The sequence below is a fragment of the Bacillus sp. EKM501B genome (genome assembly GCF_011800505.1).
In the GTDB taxonomy this organism is placed as follows: Bacteria; Bacillota; Bacilli; order Bacillales; family Bacillaceae_G; genus Bacillus_A; species Bacillus_A cereus.
Genome location: NZ_JAALFZ010000016.1, coordinates 82,112 through 101,107 on the forward strand (window position 1 = coordinate 82,112; position 18,996 = coordinate 101,107).

Here is an 18,996-nt window from a genome sequence, read left to right on the forward strand (position 1 = left end):
AAATATATTCTATGTAAAAAAGCCCACACTAATGTGCGAGCTTTTTTATACTTATAAAATACTTATCGTTTTCCTTTTTCATAAGGAGTTCCTAATGCTTTCGGAGCTTCAGAACGACCTACAAAACCAACAAGCGCTAATATTGTGAATACATATGGTAATATCGTTAATAAAACACTTGGAATTTGATCTAATACAGGAATTGTTCCGCCCGTTACACTTAGAGATTGCGCAAAACCAAAGAATAGAGCTGCACCTAATGCGCCTAGTGGATTCCACTTCCCAAAAATCATAGCAGCTAAAGCTAAGAAACCTTGTCCTGTAATAGTTGCCCCTGAGAAGTTATTAGAAATTGACATTGCAAAAATCGCTCCACCGATTCCAGCAAACACTCCTGAAATACAGACTCCAATATAACGCATTTTATATACATTAATCCCCATCGTATCCGCTGCCATTGGGTGTTCACCAACAGCACGTAGACGAAGACCGAACGGTGTTTTATAAATAACATACCAAACAACGAATGCTAAAATAATGGCAATATACGACGTTATTGGTACGTTCGAGAAAAATATTTTCCCTAAAACCGGAATATCCGAAAGGCCTGGAATATCAATCTTTTCAATACGATACTGAATAAAGTCAGTCTGCCCTTTATCAAAAATCTTCTTAATTGCAAATACTGTTAAACCAAGAGATAAGAAGTTAATGGCTACACCACTTACAACTTGATCTGCTCGGAATGTAATAGAAGCTACCGCATGAAGTAATGCAAATAATCCACTACCAATTGCCGCAAATAATAACGCAATCCATGGAGTCATCGTTCCCCAAGTATCACCCATTAATAAGTTTGTAACAACTCCAATAAATGCACCAAATAGCATTAGTCCTTCTAATCCGATATTTACAACACCTGATCGTTCACTAAATACACCACCTAGTGCTGTGAAAATGATAGGTGCCGATGTATATAACGTACCCGTCACAAGAATGGCTAATATATCTAAAAAGCTCATTTATTTCCCCTCCTTGCTCATGCGTGTAAGCGCCCATCTTAACACATAACTACATGCAACAAAGAAGATGATACATGCAATAATTACATTAATAAGCTCTGACGGTACATCTGCCTCAAAGTTCATTTGAGGGGAAGCACTTTTCAAACCACCAAATAATAAAGCTGAAAGGATTATACCAAACGGATTATTCCCTCCAAGTAATGCTACGGCAATCCCATCAAATCCTACTCCTGTAAACGAAGACATCGCTGTCATACTCTGGAATGTCCCTAATCCTTCCATCGCTCCACCAATCCCCGCAAATGCACCAGCAATTGTCATAGAGAATACTACATTACGAGAAACTTTCATACCTGCATATTGAGAAGCATGCTGATTAAATCCTACAGACTTTAATTCGTAACCTAAAGTTGTTCGATCTAATAAGAACCACATTAAAATAGCGATTAAAATTGCTACAATAATTCCCCAGTGTAGACGTGAACCGTCAGTAATAGAAGCAAGCCAGTCTGAAGATAGTGACGCACTCTCTTTAATATCATACGTTTTGTCATTACCCGCATGTAAGAAACGCTTAATGATGTCATACGTTACATACAACGCAATATAGTTCATCATAATAGTTACAATAACTTCATTCACTTGAAACTTCCCTTTTAAATATCCCGGAATGAAGCCCCAAATTCCGCCCACCAATGCGGCAAATAAAATCGATAATGGAATATGAAGGAACGCTGGTAGTGAGACTGCATAACCGAACCAAACCGCCGCAAGCCAACCAACTAACAATTGACCCTCTACCCCGATATTAAATAAACCTGTACGAAATGCAAACGCCACCGATAAGCCAGCAAGAATAAGCGGTATCATTGTACGGAGCGTTTCACCAATCGCACTTGCGCTGCCGAACATTCCTGTCCAAAGTGCACTATAACCAACAATTGGATCATAGCCACTAACTAGCATTACAATCGCTCCTACAAGTAAGCCGAAAATAACGGATAGTACTGGGACTAAAATATTTATCGTTCGTTCTGTTAAAAGTTTTTTAGCCATTTGTACCCACCTGCTCCTTCTTTGTTCCTCCAGCCATTAACAATCCAAGCTGTTGTTCATTCGTTTCTTTCGCATCAACTATTGCTACAATTTCCCCTTCATAAATAACAGCAATTCGATCGCTAACATTTAAGATTTCATCTAACTCTAATGATAAAAGTAATACACCTTTTCCTTTATCCCTTTGCTCTATTAATCTCTTATGAATAAATTCAATTGCTCCTACATCTAAACCACGTGTTGGCTGTGCCGCAATTAATAAATCTGGATTTCGGTCTACTTCACGTGCAATAATTGCTTTTTGTTGATTGCCCCCAGATAGAGCGCGTGCTAACGTTTGCTCACTAGGTGTACGTACATCAAACTGTTCAATAAGAGCCTTTGCTTTTTCTGTAATTTTGCTGAAATTTAAAATCCCTTTCTTTGAAAACGGATTTTTATAGTACGTTTGAAGAACTATATTATCTCTAACAGAAAAATCAAGAACGAGTCCGTGTTTATGACGATCTTCTGGAATATGACCAATTCCTTCTTCTGTTATTCTTCTAACAGGCCAATTTGTTATTTCTTTTCCTTTAATTGCAATAGAACCTGACTCAACTTTTCGTAAACCAGTAATCGCTTCTATTAATTCACTTTGTCCGTTTCCATCAATCCCTGCAATCCCAACAATTTCCCCCGCACGAACAGTTAAGTCAAGGCCTTTTACAGCAGGTAGTTGACGTGCATCGTGAACAACAAGGTTTTCAATTGAAAGTACCTCTTCTTTTGGCTTCGCGTCTATTTTTTCTGTTTTAAAATTCACTTGACGTCCGACCATTAATTCTGCAAGTTTATTTTCATCCGTATTTGCAACGTCAACCGTTCCAATCCCTTTTCCTTTACGAATAATCGTACAACGATCGCAAACTTCCATAATTTCTTTCAACTTATGTGTAATAAGAACAATAGATTTTCCTTCTTGTACAAGCTTTTTCATAATTTGAATTAGCTCATGAATTTCTTGTGGTGTTAACACAGCTGTCGGTTCATCAAATATTAAAATTTCTGCACCGCGGTAAAGAGTTTTCAAAATCTCAACACGCTGTTGCATACCAACTGAAATATCCTGTATTTTCGCATATGGATCTACAGCCAAACCGTATTGTTCAGACAGTTTTTGAATTTCTTTAGCAGCATCCTCAACAGCAATTTTCCCTTTTTTCTTCGGTTCATTTCCGAGAATAATATTCTCTGTAACTGTAAAATTATGAACAAGCATAAAGTGTTGATGGACCATTCCAATACCAAGGTCATTTGCTATATTCGGATTTGTAATTTTTACAGGTTTACCTTTAATTTTAATTTCACCCTGCTCTGGTTGGTACAAACCAAATAGTACATTCATCAATGTGGATTTCCCTGCACCATTTTCTCCAAGTAAAGCATGTATCTCACCCTGCTTTACTTGCAGCGTAATATCATCATTCGCTACAATGCCTGGGAATACTTTCGTAATGTTATTCATCTCAATTACGTATTCCATTGTGTTCCTCCTTTTAACAGGGAACATTCCCTATTACACTATTAACTTATTAAGCAATTCGGAAGTTTTATACATACAAAGGTTAGTTCTATGAACTAACCTTTGCTATTTCTCTATTTATTTTTTTAGAGAAGCTTCGTATTCTTTATACTCTTTATCTGTAGCTGGCACTTTAATTTCACCGGCTGTAATTTTCTTTTCAAGCTCTTCTACTTTTGTTAAAATTTCAGGGTTAACTTTTTTCACGTTATCAGTTGTTTTTGAAATACCAATACCGTCATCTTTTAAGCCAAACTCTTCAATTTTCCCACCTTTTAAATTCCCATCTTTTGCTTCTTTAGCTACTTTTTCTACTGCTACATCAACACGTTTAATCATTGAAGTTAATGTTACATTTTCAGGCATACCTTCTTGATGTTGGTCACGGTCAACACCGATTACCCAAACATTTTCACCTTTTTTCTTACGGTTTTTCGCTTCTGTGAACACACCGTTACCTGTACCACCAGCAGCATGATAAATTACGTCTACGCCTTGACCATACATTGCTGAAGCAAGAACTGTACCTTTTTCAGGCTTATCGAATGCTTCTGCATATTCAGATACGATTTCAATGTTTGGATTTACTGCCTTTGCACCAGCTTTAAATCCATTTTCAAATTTACTAATTAAATCACTTTTCATTCCACCAACAAATCCTACTTTATTCGATTTTGTTGACATAGCTGCTACCGCACCTACAAGGAATGATCCTTCATGATCTTTAAACGTAATGCTCGTTACGTTCGGTGCATCTACAACAGTATCTACGATTGCAAATTGTTGTTTTGACGATTCTTTTGCTACTTCTTTAATTGCACCTTCTAATTTATAACCAATTCCGAATGTTAAATCATATTTATCTTTCGAGAATTTTTTTAAATTCGGAATATAATCAGCCTCTTTTTCAGACTGAAGGTAACGATAATTTGTCTTTTCTTTTAAACCATTATCTTTACCAAACTTTTGTAACCCTTCCCAAGAAGATTGGTTGAATGACTTATCATCAACGCCCCCAACATCCGTTACAAGACCAACCTTGAAGTCTTTATTGTCTTTCGTGTCTTTCTTGTCACTGCTCGCCTTATCCGAGTTACCACATGCACCTAAAACTGTACTTGCTGCTAATGTTAATGATAATAAAAGGCCTGCTTTTTTCTTCATACTAGAAACCCCTCCAAAAATGATATATATTTATTTATTCTTACGCTGCTGTTCCTTACTTCTTGCTGTCACCTCCCTAAAAAGGAATTTACCTACATACGCTTTCTTAATACGTGGAAGCTAAATTTATCAGCTCTAAAGTAATTGATAGAATATAAGATTGGCTCATCATTTTGATCATAGTGCATTTGTTTTAATACAAGCAGTGCTGTTTCAGGCTCACATTCTAAAATCGGTGAGATTTTAGGGTGATAGCCAATTGGCTCAATGTGGGCAACCGCATATGTTATGCGCTTATGTGTGTTATTATGTATCACCGTTAATAATGATTCCTCATTGTAACCCGATAAATCTGGCAATATTTCTTTTGCAAGTTTATCGATACAATACACAACAGGTTCCCCATCTGCTGTACGCACGCGTTCAATCATCACTGCATTAAAACCATCTTCACTATTAAACTTCTCTTTTTCCTCTTCTGTTAAAGTTGTAGTAGATGATGATAAAAAGATTGTTCCTGGTGTTTTCCCCACACTAGAAATCATATCTGTAATACTAGAAAGTTGTTCTATTCCAGAAGAAAATAATGGCTTTGCATTTACAAATGTCCCTACACCATGTCTACGAATGACAACATTTTCTTCTTCTAAAATACGCAACGCTTCCCTTAAAGTCGCTCTACTTACGCCAAGTTCTTTCGCTAAATCAAACTCTGATGGTAACTTTTGTCGTTCTTTATAAGCCCCATCTTTAATTTTTTCTTTGATGTGATCAATCACCCGTAGATATAGGTGACGACTATCGGATTTTACTGACATAAGACTCCCCCGCATTTCAATTATTCGACCTCTGATGTAAGACTTCTTTTCTCTTTTTTCAACTTACAACATAGTACAAATGACTAAACACCAAAATAAGCGTAATTGTCGAATAAATAATAATAATTTTTTTTAATGAAATTTTCACTCTTTATTGCATAAAAAAAACTTTGCACCATAAACATTCCTCATTTCGAGAAAAAGTTCGGCACAAAGATCCTTTACATCCTTTGTTACACACTTTTCCCCTCATAGTCTAGCAATTCATGGTTGCCAGGTAGAAACTTATGGACCTTATCTCCAAGATTATATGAGGCAGTGATTCTTTTCGAAGTAATCTTACCACTTGCTCTCATACGTGTCAACAAAATCCAACATTTTTCTGCATTAAATATCGAACATTTACATAAAACATAATCAAAGTATTCGTATTCTAAAGAGCCCCCCTAAATGTAAGCCCTTTCTTTATTACTGAGTATAGTATATAACAAAAACACTATATAAAAAAGCCTAATTGTATAAACAATTAGGCTTTTTTTAAGAACTTTTTTCTTGTACATCATTAATGAGCACTTCTCTCGGTTTACTACCTTCATACGGACCTACTACACCATTCATTTCCATTGCATCAATTAGGCGAGCAGCTCGCGTATAACCTACTCTAAACCTACGTTGTAACATAGAAACAGATGCTGTTTGCATTTCCACTACAAGTTGAACCGCTTCATCATATAATTCATCTTCTACTTCCTGCTTCGTATCAGGAACATCTTGCGGAATCATATCTTCTTGATATTGTGCTTTTTGCTGTCCAATAACATATTCTACAACTCTCTCAACTTCATCATCTGATAAAAATGCGCCTTGTACACGTACAGGTTTCGATGCACCAATTGGTATAAACAGCATGTCTCCACGACCTAGTAGCTTCTCTGCACCACCACCGTCAAGAATTGTACGAGAATCTGTTTGAGAAGATACAGCGAATGCAATACGTGATGGAATATTTGCTTTAATAACACCCGTAATAACGTCAACTGACGGACGTTGCGTTGCAATAATTAAATGAATACCAGCAGCACGAGCCATTTGCGCTAGACGCATAATCGCATCCTCTACATCAGACGAAGCAACCATCATTAAATCTGCTAACTCGTCCACAATTACTACAATATAAGGTAATTCGGGTTGTTTCGCTTCTGATTGACTATTATGCTCTTTTATATAATCGTTGTATCCTTCAATGTTACGTGTACCACTATGAGCAAACAATTCATAACGACGTTCCATTTCACTCACAACTTTTTTCAATGCTTGCGATGCTTTTTTCGGATCAGTTACAACTGGCGTTAACAAATGAGGCACACCGTTATATACATTTAACTCTACCATTTTCGGGTCAATCATCATTAATTTTACTTCATGTGGTTTTGCACGCATTAAAATACTAACAATAATACCGTTAATACATACACTTTTCCCGCTACCTGTCGCACCAGCTACGAGTAAATGGGGCATTTTATTTAGACGGGCTAATACAGCTTCACCTGTAATATCTCGGCCAAGACCAATTAACAACTTCTCTTCCGGATGGTTATTAGCCTTAGAATCAAGCACTTCCCTCAGTGTTACCATCGAAACTTCTGAGTTCGGAACTTCGATCCCTACAGCTGATTTCCCGGGAATTGGCGCTTCAATACGAATGTCCTTTGCAGCTAAAGCAAGGGCTAAATCATCACTTAAACTGACAATTTTGCTTACTTTTACCCCCATATCAGGATACACTTCATATTTTGTAACTGCAGGACCTCTATGTACTTTTGTTACTTTCGCTTTCACTCCGAAACTTTGGAATGTACGTTCTAATTTACGAGCATTCTCATAAATTTCCGCATTTTCATTTGTAACTTGCTTATTCTTTGGAAATTTTAATATATCAAGTGAAGGAAGCTTGTAATCTTTATTTTCTACATTTGAAAATTGCATAGGAGGTGCTTGCGCTTCACTCTCTAACGATTCAACAATTTTTTCTCCACGCTTTTTCTTTGGTTCTTCAATTGGTGGAGTCTCTTCAATAAACGGTGAAGTGATCAAATCTTCTTCCTCTACTTCGATTCGTTTATCCTCTTCTTCATTTACAGGATAATTCTCAGTGAAATTCGAAATAATCGGAGGATCAATTGAAATTTCTTCCATCGGCTCAATAATTTCTTCTTGTTCTGCAGCACGTTTGCTTCTTGTGCTTCTTGTTGTTTTTTTCTTTTCTGTTTGTTCAGCCGTTCTTTTAGCTCTCCAATCTTTATAATCCCCTTGCATCACTTGAAATTGACTTCTAAGAATTCTACCAACTGGCGCTAACACTTCTCCAATATGCTTATTTGTTATACAAAGTATACCGAGAATAACTAGAATAATACCAATGATATAAGCTCCTACTTCGTCAAATAAGAAGTAACATGTTGCGAACATAAGCGCACCAAACATACCACCACCTAAATGAACGCTATCTGGCCCCTTTTTCATTTCAAGAAAGAAGTTATCTTTCGTACTCACAATAACAGAAGTATTTTGCACTGCTCCATCTTTTGTAAGAAGGTTAAATAATGTAATATGACTAAACATTAATATCGCCAATACAATTAAATAAAATCCAATTAATCGTTTATTTAAAAGGTTCGGCCATCCGCGTTTTATAACAAAGGAAACCGATAAAGCTATTACACCTAACACACCAATTATGTACCACTCACCAAAGAAGAAGCGAAAAAATAACACAAACGATTTTCCTACAACGCCTAGCTGTAAAATCGTAATGATTGAAAGTGCAAAAAGAGTTAAACCGACAATTTCATAATACAAAGTTGGCTTTATCGTACGCCTTGCCTTTGCCTTCGTCCCTCTTTGCTTTTGTTTTGCCATTTCTTCACCTCGCGTTCTACATATAAATAAAGCTCCCCTCAAAATGCTCTATTTATATGTCTGTTTTCTCTATTTTTCAGGTCTTTATATCTTCTATTTTTACACTTCTTGTAAAATGCTAAATAAACAGAAGAAAGCAGCCTACTCATGGCTGCTCAACCGTCTTGTTTTTTATATTATACCATAGCTTCTAAACAAAATCCTTCTTTTTGCTAAAAGGTTATTTTCTGACCGGGCTCAAACTCTAAATAGTGAAGTGGGTCCGTACTTAGCACACGTACAATAGAATAACATCCATGTTCCTCTTCAGAAACCATTAATTCCACACCATTTATATTTACAACTTTTTGACTTTCACATTGTGAATAATCGGCCGGATACACAAGTTGCTCTGGCATAATTGTATATAAAATCATTGTAGCATTGTCCCTTCTGTACTATCTTCCGCACGAACATCTATTAATTCGTTTAATTTTCGAATTGCATTTCCAATACCGCCGACATCATCTATAAGACCGTACTTTACTGCATCCCCACCAATTACATTCGTCCCAATATCTCGCGTTAAATTTCCTTTCGCAAACATAAGCTCTTTAAAACGATCTTCTGTTACTTTCGAGTGCTTCGTCACAAAACGAATGACTCTTTCTTGCATCTTATCCAAATACTCAAATGTTTGTGGCACACCTATGACAAGACCTGTTAAACGAATTGGATGAATTGTCATCGTCGCAGTTTCCGCAATAAACGAATAGTCAGTAGAAACAGCAATCGGTACACCGATGGAATGTCCCCCACCTAAAACTAGAGATACTGTTGGTTTTGAAAGTGAAGCTACCATTTCAGAAATTGCTAGCCCAGCTTCAACGTCACCTCCAACCGTATTTAATATTAAAAGCAAACCTTCAATTTTCGGATTTTGTTCAATCGCAACAATTTGCGGAATGATATGCTCATATTTTGTTGTTTTATTTTGCGGTGGTAATTGAACATGACCTTCCACTTGTCCGATAATCGTTAAACAATGAATACGTGATTCATTCATCTGTGGTACATTTGTCTGTCCAAGCTGTTGAATTTTTTCAACTATTGAAGCCTCTTTTCCAGCTTCTTTTGGCTCAGCTTCTTTTTCTTCATTTGTATATCGATCACGTTCTGTCATTTCGCATCCCCTTTCACTCGTATATAACTATTATTTCTTAAGTTATAAATTTCATTCGATAGGGTTAAAAAGAAAAAAGATCACCCATAAGGGTGATCTTTTTATACTTCCATAATAATCGGTAAAATCATAGGTTTTCTCTTTGTCTCTTCGTACAAGAACTGTCCTAATAATTCACGAATATTTTGTTTTAACATTGACCATTCAATTGAATATTCTTTAATTGACTGCTCAACAATCATACGTACAATCTCTGTAGATCGTTCAATTAACGCTTCTGATTCACGAACATATACGAAACCACGTGAAATGATTTCTGGACCAGAGATAATTTTCTTTTCATCTTTACCAAGCGTTACAACAACTACTAGTATTCCATCTTGAGATAACATCTTTCTATCTCGAAGAACGATATTACCAACGTCACCTACACCTAATCCATCAATTAAAACATTACCAGCTTGTACTTTACCGACTAAGTTCGCTTCATCGTCACCAAAAGCAATTACATCGCCTTTTTCTACGATAAAGATATTTTCTCTTGTAATCCCTACATCTTCAGCTAAATATGCATGTGCTTTTTGCATACGGAACTCACCATGTACGGGTACAAAGTACTTTGGTTTCATTAAATTTAACATTAATTTTAATTCTTCTTGGCTACCGTGACCTGACACGTGAACTTTTCGTTCGCCGTAATAAACAACTTCAGCTCCAGCTCTAAATAACAAATCAATAATTTTTGATACAGATATTTCATTACCCGGAATTGGCGAAGCAGCAATGATAACAGTATCACCTTTACGAATTGAAATTTGTTTATGTGCTTGTTTTGCCATTCTAGATAGAGCAGCCATCGGTTCACCTTGACTACCTGTCGTTAAAATAGCTACCTTCTTCTCTGGAAAGTTGTCTACTTCTTGTAATGAAATAACCATACCTTCTGGAACATCTAAATAACCAAGACGTCTTGCAATGTCTACTACTTTCACCATACTACGTCCTACTACCGCTACTTTTCGCCCTGTTTCAGCAGCTGCATCAAATACTTGTTGAATACGATGTACATTCGATGCAAATGAAGCAACGATAATACGACCTTCTGCGCCGTAGAACACTTTAGAGATTTCTACACCAACTTCTTTTTCTGAACCTGTATAGCCTGGGCGCTCTGCGTTTGTACTATCAGATAATAAGCAAAGTACGCCTTCATTTCCGATTTGCGCCATTTTCCCAAGGTCTGCTCCACCATTTCCAATTGGAGTTTGATCGAATTTAAAGTCTCCCGTATATACGACTGCACCTTTTGATGTATGGAAACAAACGCCAACAGAATCCGGAATACTATGTGTCGTTCCGAAGAATGACACCGTTGTAGTGTTAAATTCTACTGTTGAATTTGAATCGATTGTTTTTAGGTCTACACGGCCTAACATGCCCGCTTCACCAAGTTTTTCTTGTATAAGTCCTACTGTTAATTTCGTTGCATAGACTGGAATAGATAATTTACGAAGTACATACACAATTCCACCAATATGATCTTCATGACCGTGAGTAATAAATAAACCTTTTACTCGCTCTTGATTTTCCACTAAATATGTAATATCAGGAATAACGATATCAATTCCAAACATTTCATCTCCCGGGAACATTAACCCTGCATCTACGATAAAGATTTCAGAATCAATTTCAACACAGTACATGTTTTTCCCAATTTCACCTACTCCACCAAGAGCAAATACTTTAACAGACTCATTCTCTTTTCTCTTCATGTTGTTGCCTGGTTTAAAAATCTTGCAAACACTGATTTCACTAAAATTGCAGAGACACCAGGGGAAACTCTACAACCACCATATTTTCACCGTCCAAGACGAATGTCCTTACCGTTATGCGATATCATGTCCTTGTTTATTTTTTAAACCAGGTTTCACCTCTCTTTCATTATATAAATCAAATATCTTATTCGATATGATATGAAAATTTAATTAAATTATAATTTTTCCCAATTTTGCTAAGCATACCCGTACTAAGCTACTTAGCCATATTATACCTGATACAAGAAATAGAACACAAGTTAAATCGTGCGAAAGAAAGAGTAAAAGAACGGAATGACAACAAAAGTATCGAACGTATTTCCTTTATATTTACTCCGATTTTATACTCCATATTATTTTGAAAAACTAGCCATACATACGCTAAATTCATTTCATAATAGGGAGTTTCAAGATTTATTTTTCTAGAATCTAACAAAAACACTTACAAAATGGAGTTTTTTTATGAATTACGTCACATTTGAGGGGATTTCTCTAAAAACAGACACCGTAGTTTATTACGTTTATGCCATAATATCTATCATTTTTTGACTCAGTTAAAGGGGTACAATTATTTTCTTATACACATAATGAAGAAGCGATTAATATTCTTATAAGAACACATATAAGTGAGAAAAAGAGGAAAAGATTTGCATATAATAAAAAATGACCTAGTTCTACACTAGGTCATTTTTTATTAACGAGGGATAGATTGCATTACAGATTGTAACGTTACTCTTTCTTCTTCTGTTAATGGAAGAAGTGGTAAACGTACAGAACCTACATCTAATCCAACCATTTGTAACGCTGTTTTTACTGGAGTTGGACTTGGCGCCATAAATAATGAATCAGTTACTCTTACAAGTAATTGATGTAATTTTTGTGCCTTCTTAAATTCTCCTGCTTGAAATGCTGTAATCATTTCTTGCATTTCGTTTCCGATAACATGAGAGGCTACCGAAACGATACCTTTCGCTCCAACTGCCATAGCTGGTAACGTTAAACCGTCATCACCGCTGTATACCGCAAAGTCGTCCGCTGTTTTTTCAATGATTTCTGTCATTGTTAACACATCGCCGCCAGCATCTTTAATAGCAACAATGTTTTCTATTTCTGATAAACGAACAACTGTATCAACGGAGATTTGTACAATAGATCGTCCTGGAACGTTATATAGCATAACCGGAAGCGGCGTGCTTTCAGCAATTGCTTTAAAATGCTGATACATTCCTTCTTGACTCGGTTTGTTATAATACGGTGCTACTAGCATTACTGCATCCACACCAACTTCTGTTGCCTTTTTAGTTAAGTCAATAGAAGCATGCGTATTATTGCTACCTGTTCCAGCGATTACGGGCACTCTTTTATCGACAACAGATACGACATGGCGATATAACGCTACTTTCTCTTCTGAAGTTAATGTAGGAGATTCTCCTGTCGTTCCTCCTACCACGATTGCTGTTGTACCGTTATCAATTAAATAATTTACCAATTTCGTTGTCTTTGCAAAATCGATATTCCCGTTTATATCAAACGGTGTTACCATCGCGGTTGCAATTGTCCCAAAATCTATCATGGTCTCACTCCTTATTGTTCCAGTTGCTTTTCTTTTGAAAGCTCAAACGCACTATGTAATGCATTTACAGCCTCCACTAAATCAGTCTCTTTTACAAGAACCCAAATTGTTGTATGACTATCTGCCGATTGCAGGATTTGAATACCTTTTTCCGCTAAAGCTGTAACGATTTTCGCAGTAACCCCTGGGTATCCTGCCATTCCAGCTCCAACGATAGATACTTTCGCACAATGTTCTGTCACAATTGGCTCATATCCAAGTTGTTTTAGCACTTCGACAGCACGAGCTGATACATTATCATTTACTGTGTAAGCTACACCAGTAGGAGAAATGTTAATTAAATCAACACTAATGCCTTCGTTTGCCATTTCTTTAAATACATGCTGCTGTATGTCGTATGCCGTTTCTTTTGCAAGTACTTTAATTTGCGTTACGTTCGATACGTGGGCAATACCTGTAACAGGACGTTCTTCTACATCCTGCCCTTTTGTAGCACCGTCATATGCTGAAATAAGCGTACCTTCACTATCAGAATACGTAGAACGTACACGAAGTGGCACTTTTGCATGCATCGCAATTTCAACTGCACGTGGATGAACGACTTTCGCACCTTGATAAGCCATGTTACAAATTTCGTTATACGTTACAGTTTGAAGATGACGTGCATCTTTTACAATACGAGGATCTGCAGTCATAACACCTTCTACATCAGTGAATATATCGATGTATTCAGCATGAAGTGCAACACCTAATGCTGAAGCTGAAGTATCACTACCTCCGCGTCCAAGTGTTGTCGTATCACCTTTTTTCGTTTGCCCTTGGAATCCTGTAACGACGATTACATCTACATTTTCTAACTCTTCATGTATACGATCGCAATTCATTTCAATAATCTTTGCATTCGTAAAGTCATCATTCGTTACAAAACCAGCTTGTGCACCATTTAATGCTGCTGCTTTTATACCGTTCTCATTCAACATATTAGAGAAAACAATTGCAGAGATTAACTCTCCACACGATAATAATAAATCTTGCTCACGTTTAGAAATAGTAGATTCCTCTTGATTTACAAGACTTAATAACGTATCCGTTGCATATGGTTCACCTTTACGGCCCATAGCAGATACGACAGTAACTACTTTATAACCAGCAGCTAATGATTTTTTTATATGATGAAGCGCATGCTTACGTCCATTATCATCACGTACTGATGTGCCACCAAATTTTTGAACAATTATTTTCATATTTTGCACCTTCTCTTAGCCGTTTACACTAATTGTAATTTTACTAAGCGCTCTGCAATTTGAACAGAATTCCATGCAGCGCCTTTTAATAAGTTATCAGATACGACCCAAAGATGGAATCCTTTATCGTTATTTAAATCTTTACGGATTCTTCCAACGAATACTTCGTTTTTACCTACTGCAGTAGCTGGCATTGGATATAACTGCTCTTCTGGATTATCTTGCAGAACAATACCTTCCGCATTTGCAAGTAAGCTCTTTAATTCTGCTACTGTTACGCCTTCTTTTTCTACTTCGATGTAAACAGACTCAGAGTGTCCTGATACAACTGGTAAACGTACACATGTTGCCGCTACTTCTAATTCAGGCATATGCATAATTTTTTTCGTTTCGTTAATCATTTTCATTTCTTCAAACGTAAATCCATTATCTTGGAATTTATCAATCTGTGGAATCGCATTAAAAGCAATTGGGAAATGCTTCTTATCACCTGATACAGGAAGAACATTTGCCTTAACTTCTTCGCCATTTAAGATTGCTTGTGATTGTTCATGCAGTTCTTCAATAGCTGCCGCACCAGCACCTGATACAGCTTGATATGTGGAAACGATTACTCGTTTTAAACCATATTGCTGACGAACTGGCTCAAGAGCTACTACCATTTGAATTGTAGAACAGTTTGGATTTGCAATAATACCATTATGTTCTTTTAAGTCGTTTTCATTTACTTCAGGTACAACAAGTGGCACGTTTTCTGTCATACGGAATGCACTTGTATTATCAACAACAATCGCACCGCGTTTTGCTGCTTCTGGCGCTAATTGTTTCGATACAGATCCACCAGCACTAAATAGTGCGATATCTACTCCTTCAAAGCTTTCAGGAGTTGCCTCTTGAACTGTAAATTCTTCGCCTTTAAATACAAGTTTCTTACCTGCAGATCGTTTAGATGAAAGTAACGTTAATTTCCCGATTGGAAATTCTCGTTTCTCTAAAGTATTTAACATTTGTTCACCAACTGCGCCGGTTGCTCCAACTACAGCGACATGAAAAGTTTTTTGCTTTTCCATCACTATGCCCCTTTCTAGATACCAATCCTTCTATAACTTAGAATCAGAAGGAGTATACAATACCCCTTCTAATCTTAATAACGTTAATTTTATCATATTCTACAGTAAGAATGATGGTTTCATCAAAAATTGTCCGTTTTTTTTCGTTTTTTAATTCATATATCTGAATTTTTCTACGACCACCGGTTGCAATTGCTTCCCTTGCAGCGCTTCTAATACTGTATCTTCCAGTAACTCCATACGAGCTACCATTGAGTTTGGTTTTTTCTCTGGTGCATCTTGACCGAATGGGACGAAGTAGATGTTTTTTGTTGCCATTAGGCGCATGAGGTTGACACCAACATGGTAGCGACAATATAAACATTTCTTTTTTCTTCTATTATATATTCATTTCAAATCCTGTAAATTTATTTTGTATACCATATTCTTCACAGGTACCCATAAACGAATTAGACGGTACTTTAGTAATTAATTGGAAAAGTTCTACTTTGATATTGAGTTTACTACAGCAGCATTTTTACATATATATCCTTTAATTGGTATGATTTACTTGTTCGCATAAAAGGGGGGAGATTTTTGAGTTTAAATATGTATTTAGGGGAAGTACATGCCCAAACACAAAGTATGAATGCTGTATGTACGGCTACCATTCAAGCTATGGAACAAGCGATTCAGTCGATTGATACTTTTGCAATGGATACTGTGTTACAAGGGCAAACATATAGCAGTGCAAAAGCCTATCTTGTTCAAACATTTCGGCCTTTGGCGCAAGGAATTATATATTTATGTGAAGAATTAATTCGTCAAAATGATGCGTTTCCAAATGATTTTCAAGCAAAGGTTGCTTCAACAGATGTTATCGAACAAGAAATAAGAGAACAAATCCAACAAATCAATCAAACAATTGCAAGTATAGAAGCAATAGAGTTACTTACACCTATGCCTGGAGTAGACGCAATTGTGGCTGTTTTAGTTGAGATGAAAAAAAAACTTGAAGAAAAACTAGAGCATTTATATGAATTCAATTATACATCCAGTAATAACTACAGCACTGCTCTTCAATTAGCAGCTAGTATCACAGCCGGACTCGCTGAAGTGCAAAGTGGAAAAGGATTTAGTCCCGCAAGTGGGACGTTTAGCACACAAGGGTTGAATATGGAATGGACGACTTCCATTCAGGTGATTGAAGAAGATAGGAAGCGTCAGGCCGACAATCTTTTAAATGGTAGTTCAATTGAAGAAGGAGCAATGTGCGGTCCATTAAATAGTGAAAAAAAGATGAATCTTTACTAGATACGTTTAAACATGGTGTCGAAGATATTTATGAAGGTGCTTTGGACTTTATACAAGGCGCTGGCAGTGCAGTAGCTGAAGACTATATTGGACTAACACCACCTGATAATGATAAATTAGAAAGCAAAGCAACTTATCAAGCTGGAAGATTTACTGGACATGTTATATCAACGGCAGGATCTATTGTAGAAATTTTTGAAGGTATTTCAGTCATAGGTGGGGCTAATTTCTTAACATTCTTCGCAGAAGTAGGAAGTGGTGGGTTAGCATCACCAATTGTTCTTCCATTAGATGCAGTTGCTACAGCGGCTGGTGTTGGTGCTGTTGTATACGGTGGATTGGTTTGGGATAAATCGATTCAAAATGCCCAGGATACTCTTCAAAAATTCAAGTCTTCTCCATCTTCTGGTGAGCGTGTTAATAAAGTTAAAGAGAATGGTAAACTTGATAAAGAGGGAAATGCAACTAAAAAAATAGATAATGCTGGTAAGGAAGCCAACGGAGCTAATTCCACAATCACACCCGAAATGGAAGAAAAAATTCTGTGGGGACAAAGAAAAAATCCTAATAAGAATGAGATTATTGGGGGACATTCTTCTGGAATAAATAATAATCATCATAACTATGTTGTAGAGGAAATTAAAATTAATCCAGATGGAACAAAGAACATTAAGTATACTACTCAGTTTCCAGATGGTAAATTATCTAAAATAAAAAGTAGTACAGTATTTCCAGATGGGTGGAGTGACACAAAAATAATAAATAGCGTTGAGAATATCGGGAATTCTAAATTAATTAGTACTAGAGCTAGGGACGGAGCAACTTGGCATCGAGGTACTATTGATGGTGTAGAAATAGATGTGATAAAGAAAGGAGATAGTGTTATTAGTGCCTATCCGACAGGTAAAGCTAATGCATTACCACCATCTGGATTTTAGAAATAAAGGCGGAATAAGAAATGTATGAAGAATTAAATGAAATATTATCCGAAAATAGTTCAGAAGATTCTTGGTATGATGATGGATTTATGTATGCTCAAGAACTGCTGAATGATTTTACTGACAAAGATTGGGGAAAATTATTTCAAAGTATTAATGATAAAAATGATAAGTGGAAAATTAGGCTGGCTTATTGCATTGATGATGATTTAGGAATAAATGGATTAGAATTACTATTGAATATGCTTGAAGAAAGTGATGAAGTTGTTGAGACTACTATAGATTCTTTAAGGTCTTTCAATTCTGAAGAACATAAAAAGATGATAGTATCCAATAGTCGAGTAATTGATACAGCACAAAAATTATTGGAAAAGGCTAGCTTACCCGTCAAAAGAGTTCTAGAAGATTTTTTGAAAGATATTAAAAATTAATTTTTCGGGATATAAAGAAGAAGTAGCATGGATGAAAGTAATTGAATTTGACTAGCTATTTTACTAGATTCTGAGCACAAGTAAAGTAGAGAACTTTTCGAAGAAACAGCTTTCTTTAAGATTGGATATTTCAATGAAGCATGTTATCTAGCTTGGATTAAGTGAAGAGAAGTTACATATGGAGAATAATCAACAAAAGAGACCTCACATTTGAGGTCTCTTTTGTAACTCTTACTTTACATACACATAGGCTTCAATTGCTGATACATAGTATGTTTTGCCCTTTCTATTTTGTACTTTGTATTTTGGCGAACCATTCACACTTACCTTTGCACCAATAGTAAAGTTTAATCCCATATCTATAGAAACAGCAACATCTTTACCCTGCCAAAAAGGAGATTCATGGAAAGGAGAAATTTATATGTCTTTAGATAAGTATAAAAATATGTCTGATGAAGAGTTTAAACAATTGTCTACTCAAGAATTTCAAAACTATATAAGATTAAAGCAAGAAGATTTTTCAAGACATTATAGGAAAATAAATGAAATTACTATAGATGTGATGTTAAAACCTCAGGAAGCAATAGAAATTGCTAAACATTATCATAAGAAAAATAAATTAGATGGAGTAGTTAATGAAGATATCAACCATCTTTTCTTTGATGAGGCTTATACATTTAAAATTGAGAAAGAAAATAGAAACAACGATGATATAAGACCAGCTTGGAGAATACTAGTGGATTTACCAAAAAAACCTTTTCTTATGGAGGACTATACACTGATTGTCTCTGATAGGGATAAAAAAGTGATGGGTATGCTCGATCCAAATGGGCATCCAGTATTTAAAGGCAATGAATTTACAGATGAGGATTCTGAAGATTAATTAAGGTAATTATTCGTTTGTTTTTAAATGGTAATGGTAAAA

14 protein-coding genes, 3 pseudogenes and 1 riboswitch are annotated in these 18,996 nt (G+C 36.1%); of the genes and pseudogenes, 3 read left to right on the forward strand and 14 right to left on the reverse strand.

The window, feature by feature from the left end; translation table 11 throughout:
* Positions 1 to 62: 62 nt before the first annotated feature.
* The 13 genes and pseudogenes from HFD78_RS23035 to spoVFB all read right to left on the reverse strand — a co-directional run.
* Positions 63 to 1,022 (reverse strand): ABC transporter permease, encoded by a 960-nt coding sequence (locus HFD78_RS23035; RefSeq protein WP_000008857.1) that lies wholly within the window; start codon positions 1,020 to 1,022, stop codon positions 63 to 65.
* On the reverse strand, positions 1,023 to 2,081 hold the full coding sequence (locus HFD78_RS23040) for an ABC transporter permease (protein ID WP_001085254.1): 1,059 nt from the start codon (positions 2,079 to 2,081) through the stop codon (positions 1,023 to 1,025).
* Complete coding sequence (locus HFD78_RS23045; RefSeq protein WP_000456908.1) at positions 2,074 to 3,606, reverse strand: ABC transporter ATP-binding protein; 1,533 nt, start codon at positions 3,604 to 3,606, stop codon at positions 2,074 to 2,076. The genes HFD78_RS23040 and HFD78_RS23045 overlap by 8 nt, the downstream gene beginning before the upstream one ends.
* A 117-nt stretch (positions 3,607 to 3,723) precedes the next feature.
* Entirely contained in the window at positions 3,724 to 4,809 is a 1,086-nt protein-coding gene (locus HFD78_RS23050) for a BMP family lipoprotein (protein WP_000725771.1), read from the reverse strand.
* Between the two features lie 92 nt (positions 4,810 to 4,901).
* Positions 4,902 to 5,627, reverse strand: coding sequence for a GntR family transcriptional regulator (locus HFD78_RS23055; protein WP_000114182.1), 726 nt, complete (start codon positions 5,625 to 5,627; stop codon positions 4,902 to 4,904).
* A 232-nt stretch (positions 5,628 to 5,859) separates the two neighbouring features.
* A riboswitch (purine riboswitch) is annotated at positions 5,860 to 5,961 on the reverse strand.
* 203 nt (positions 5,962 to 6,164) lie between these two features.
* Complete coding sequence (locus HFD78_RS23060; RefSeq protein ID WP_001118776.1) at positions 6,165 to 8,546, reverse strand: DNA translocase FtsK; 2,382 nt, start codon at positions 8,544 to 8,546, stop codon at positions 6,165 to 6,167.
* Positions 8,547 to 8,758: 212 nt separating this feature from the next.
* Positions 8,759 to 8,962: a YlzJ-like family protein gene (locus HFD78_RS23065; RefSeq protein WP_000605020.1), complete on the reverse strand. Its 204-nt coding sequence runs from the start codon at positions 8,960 to 8,962 to the stop codon at positions 8,759 to 8,761.
* Positions 8,959 to 9,708, reverse strand: a complete 750-nt coding sequence (gene tepA, locus HFD78_RS23070) for a translocation-enhancing protein TepA (protein ID WP_000139806.1) — start codon at positions 9,706 to 9,708, stop codon at positions 8,959 to 8,961. Before tepA ends, HFD78_RS23065 begins: the two co-directional genes overlap by 4 nt.
* 101 nt (positions 9,709 to 9,809) lie before the next feature.
* Positions 9,810 to 11,480 (reverse strand): ribonuclease J, encoded by a 1,671-nt coding sequence (locus HFD78_RS23075; protein ID WP_000823091.1) that lies wholly within the window; start codon positions 11,478 to 11,480, stop codon positions 9,810 to 9,812.
* 736 nt (positions 11,481 to 12,216) lie between these two features.
* On the reverse strand, positions 12,217 to 13,095 hold the full coding sequence (gene dapA / locus HFD78_RS23080) for a 4-hydroxy-tetrahydrodipicolinate synthase (RefSeq protein WP_000564763.1): 879 nt from the start codon (positions 13,093 to 13,095) through the stop codon (positions 12,217 to 12,219).
* Between the two features lie 11 nt (positions 13,096 to 13,106).
* Positions 13,107 to 14,339 (reverse strand): aspartate kinase, encoded by a 1,233-nt coding sequence (gene dapG / locus HFD78_RS23085; protein WP_000692449.1) that lies wholly within the window; start codon positions 14,337 to 14,339, stop codon positions 13,107 to 13,109.
* A 23-nt stretch (positions 14,340 to 14,362) separates the two neighbouring features.
* On the reverse strand, positions 14,363 to 15,409 hold the full coding sequence (gene asd, locus HFD78_RS23090; protein WP_000414846.1) for an aspartate-semialdehyde dehydrogenase: 1,047 nt from the start codon (positions 15,407 to 15,409) through the stop codon (positions 14,363 to 14,365).
* Positions 15,410 to 15,559: 150 nt separating this feature from the next.
* Positions 15,560 to 15,748 (reverse strand): annotated as a pseudogene (spoVFB, locus tag HFD78_RS23095) (dipicolinate synthase subunit B); the annotation flags it as partial.
* Positions 15,749 to 15,985: 237 nt separating this feature from the next.
* Between spoVFB and HFD78_RS23100 the strand changes: the two are divergent.
* Both HFD78_RS23100 and HFD78_RS23105 read left to right on the forward strand, forming a co-directional pair.
* Positions 15,986 to 17,640 (forward strand): annotated as a pseudogene (locus HFD78_RS23100) (EndoU domain-containing protein).
* Positions 17,641 to 17,660: 20 nt separating this feature from the next.
* Positions 17,661 to 18,071: a hypothetical protein gene (locus HFD78_RS23105; protein WP_000272779.1), complete on the forward strand. Its 411-nt coding sequence runs from the start codon at positions 17,661 to 17,663 to the stop codon at positions 18,069 to 18,071.
* A 231-nt stretch (positions 18,072 to 18,302) separates the two neighbouring features.
* Here HFD78_RS23105 and HFD78_RS29615 read toward each other — a convergent pair.
* Positions 18,303 to 18,479 (reverse strand): annotated as a pseudogene (locus tag HFD78_RS29615) (N-acetylmuramoyl-L-alanine amidase); the annotation flags it as partial.
* Positions 18,480 to 18,492: 13 nt separating this feature from the next.
* Between HFD78_RS29615 and HFD78_RS23110 the strand changes: the two are divergent.
* Positions 18,493 to 18,954: a hypothetical protein gene (locus tag HFD78_RS23110; protein ID WP_000050868.1), complete on the forward strand. Its 462-nt coding sequence runs from the start codon at positions 18,493 to 18,495 to the stop codon at positions 18,952 to 18,954.
* The last annotated feature ends 42 nt before the right edge of the window (positions 18,955 to 18,996 follow it).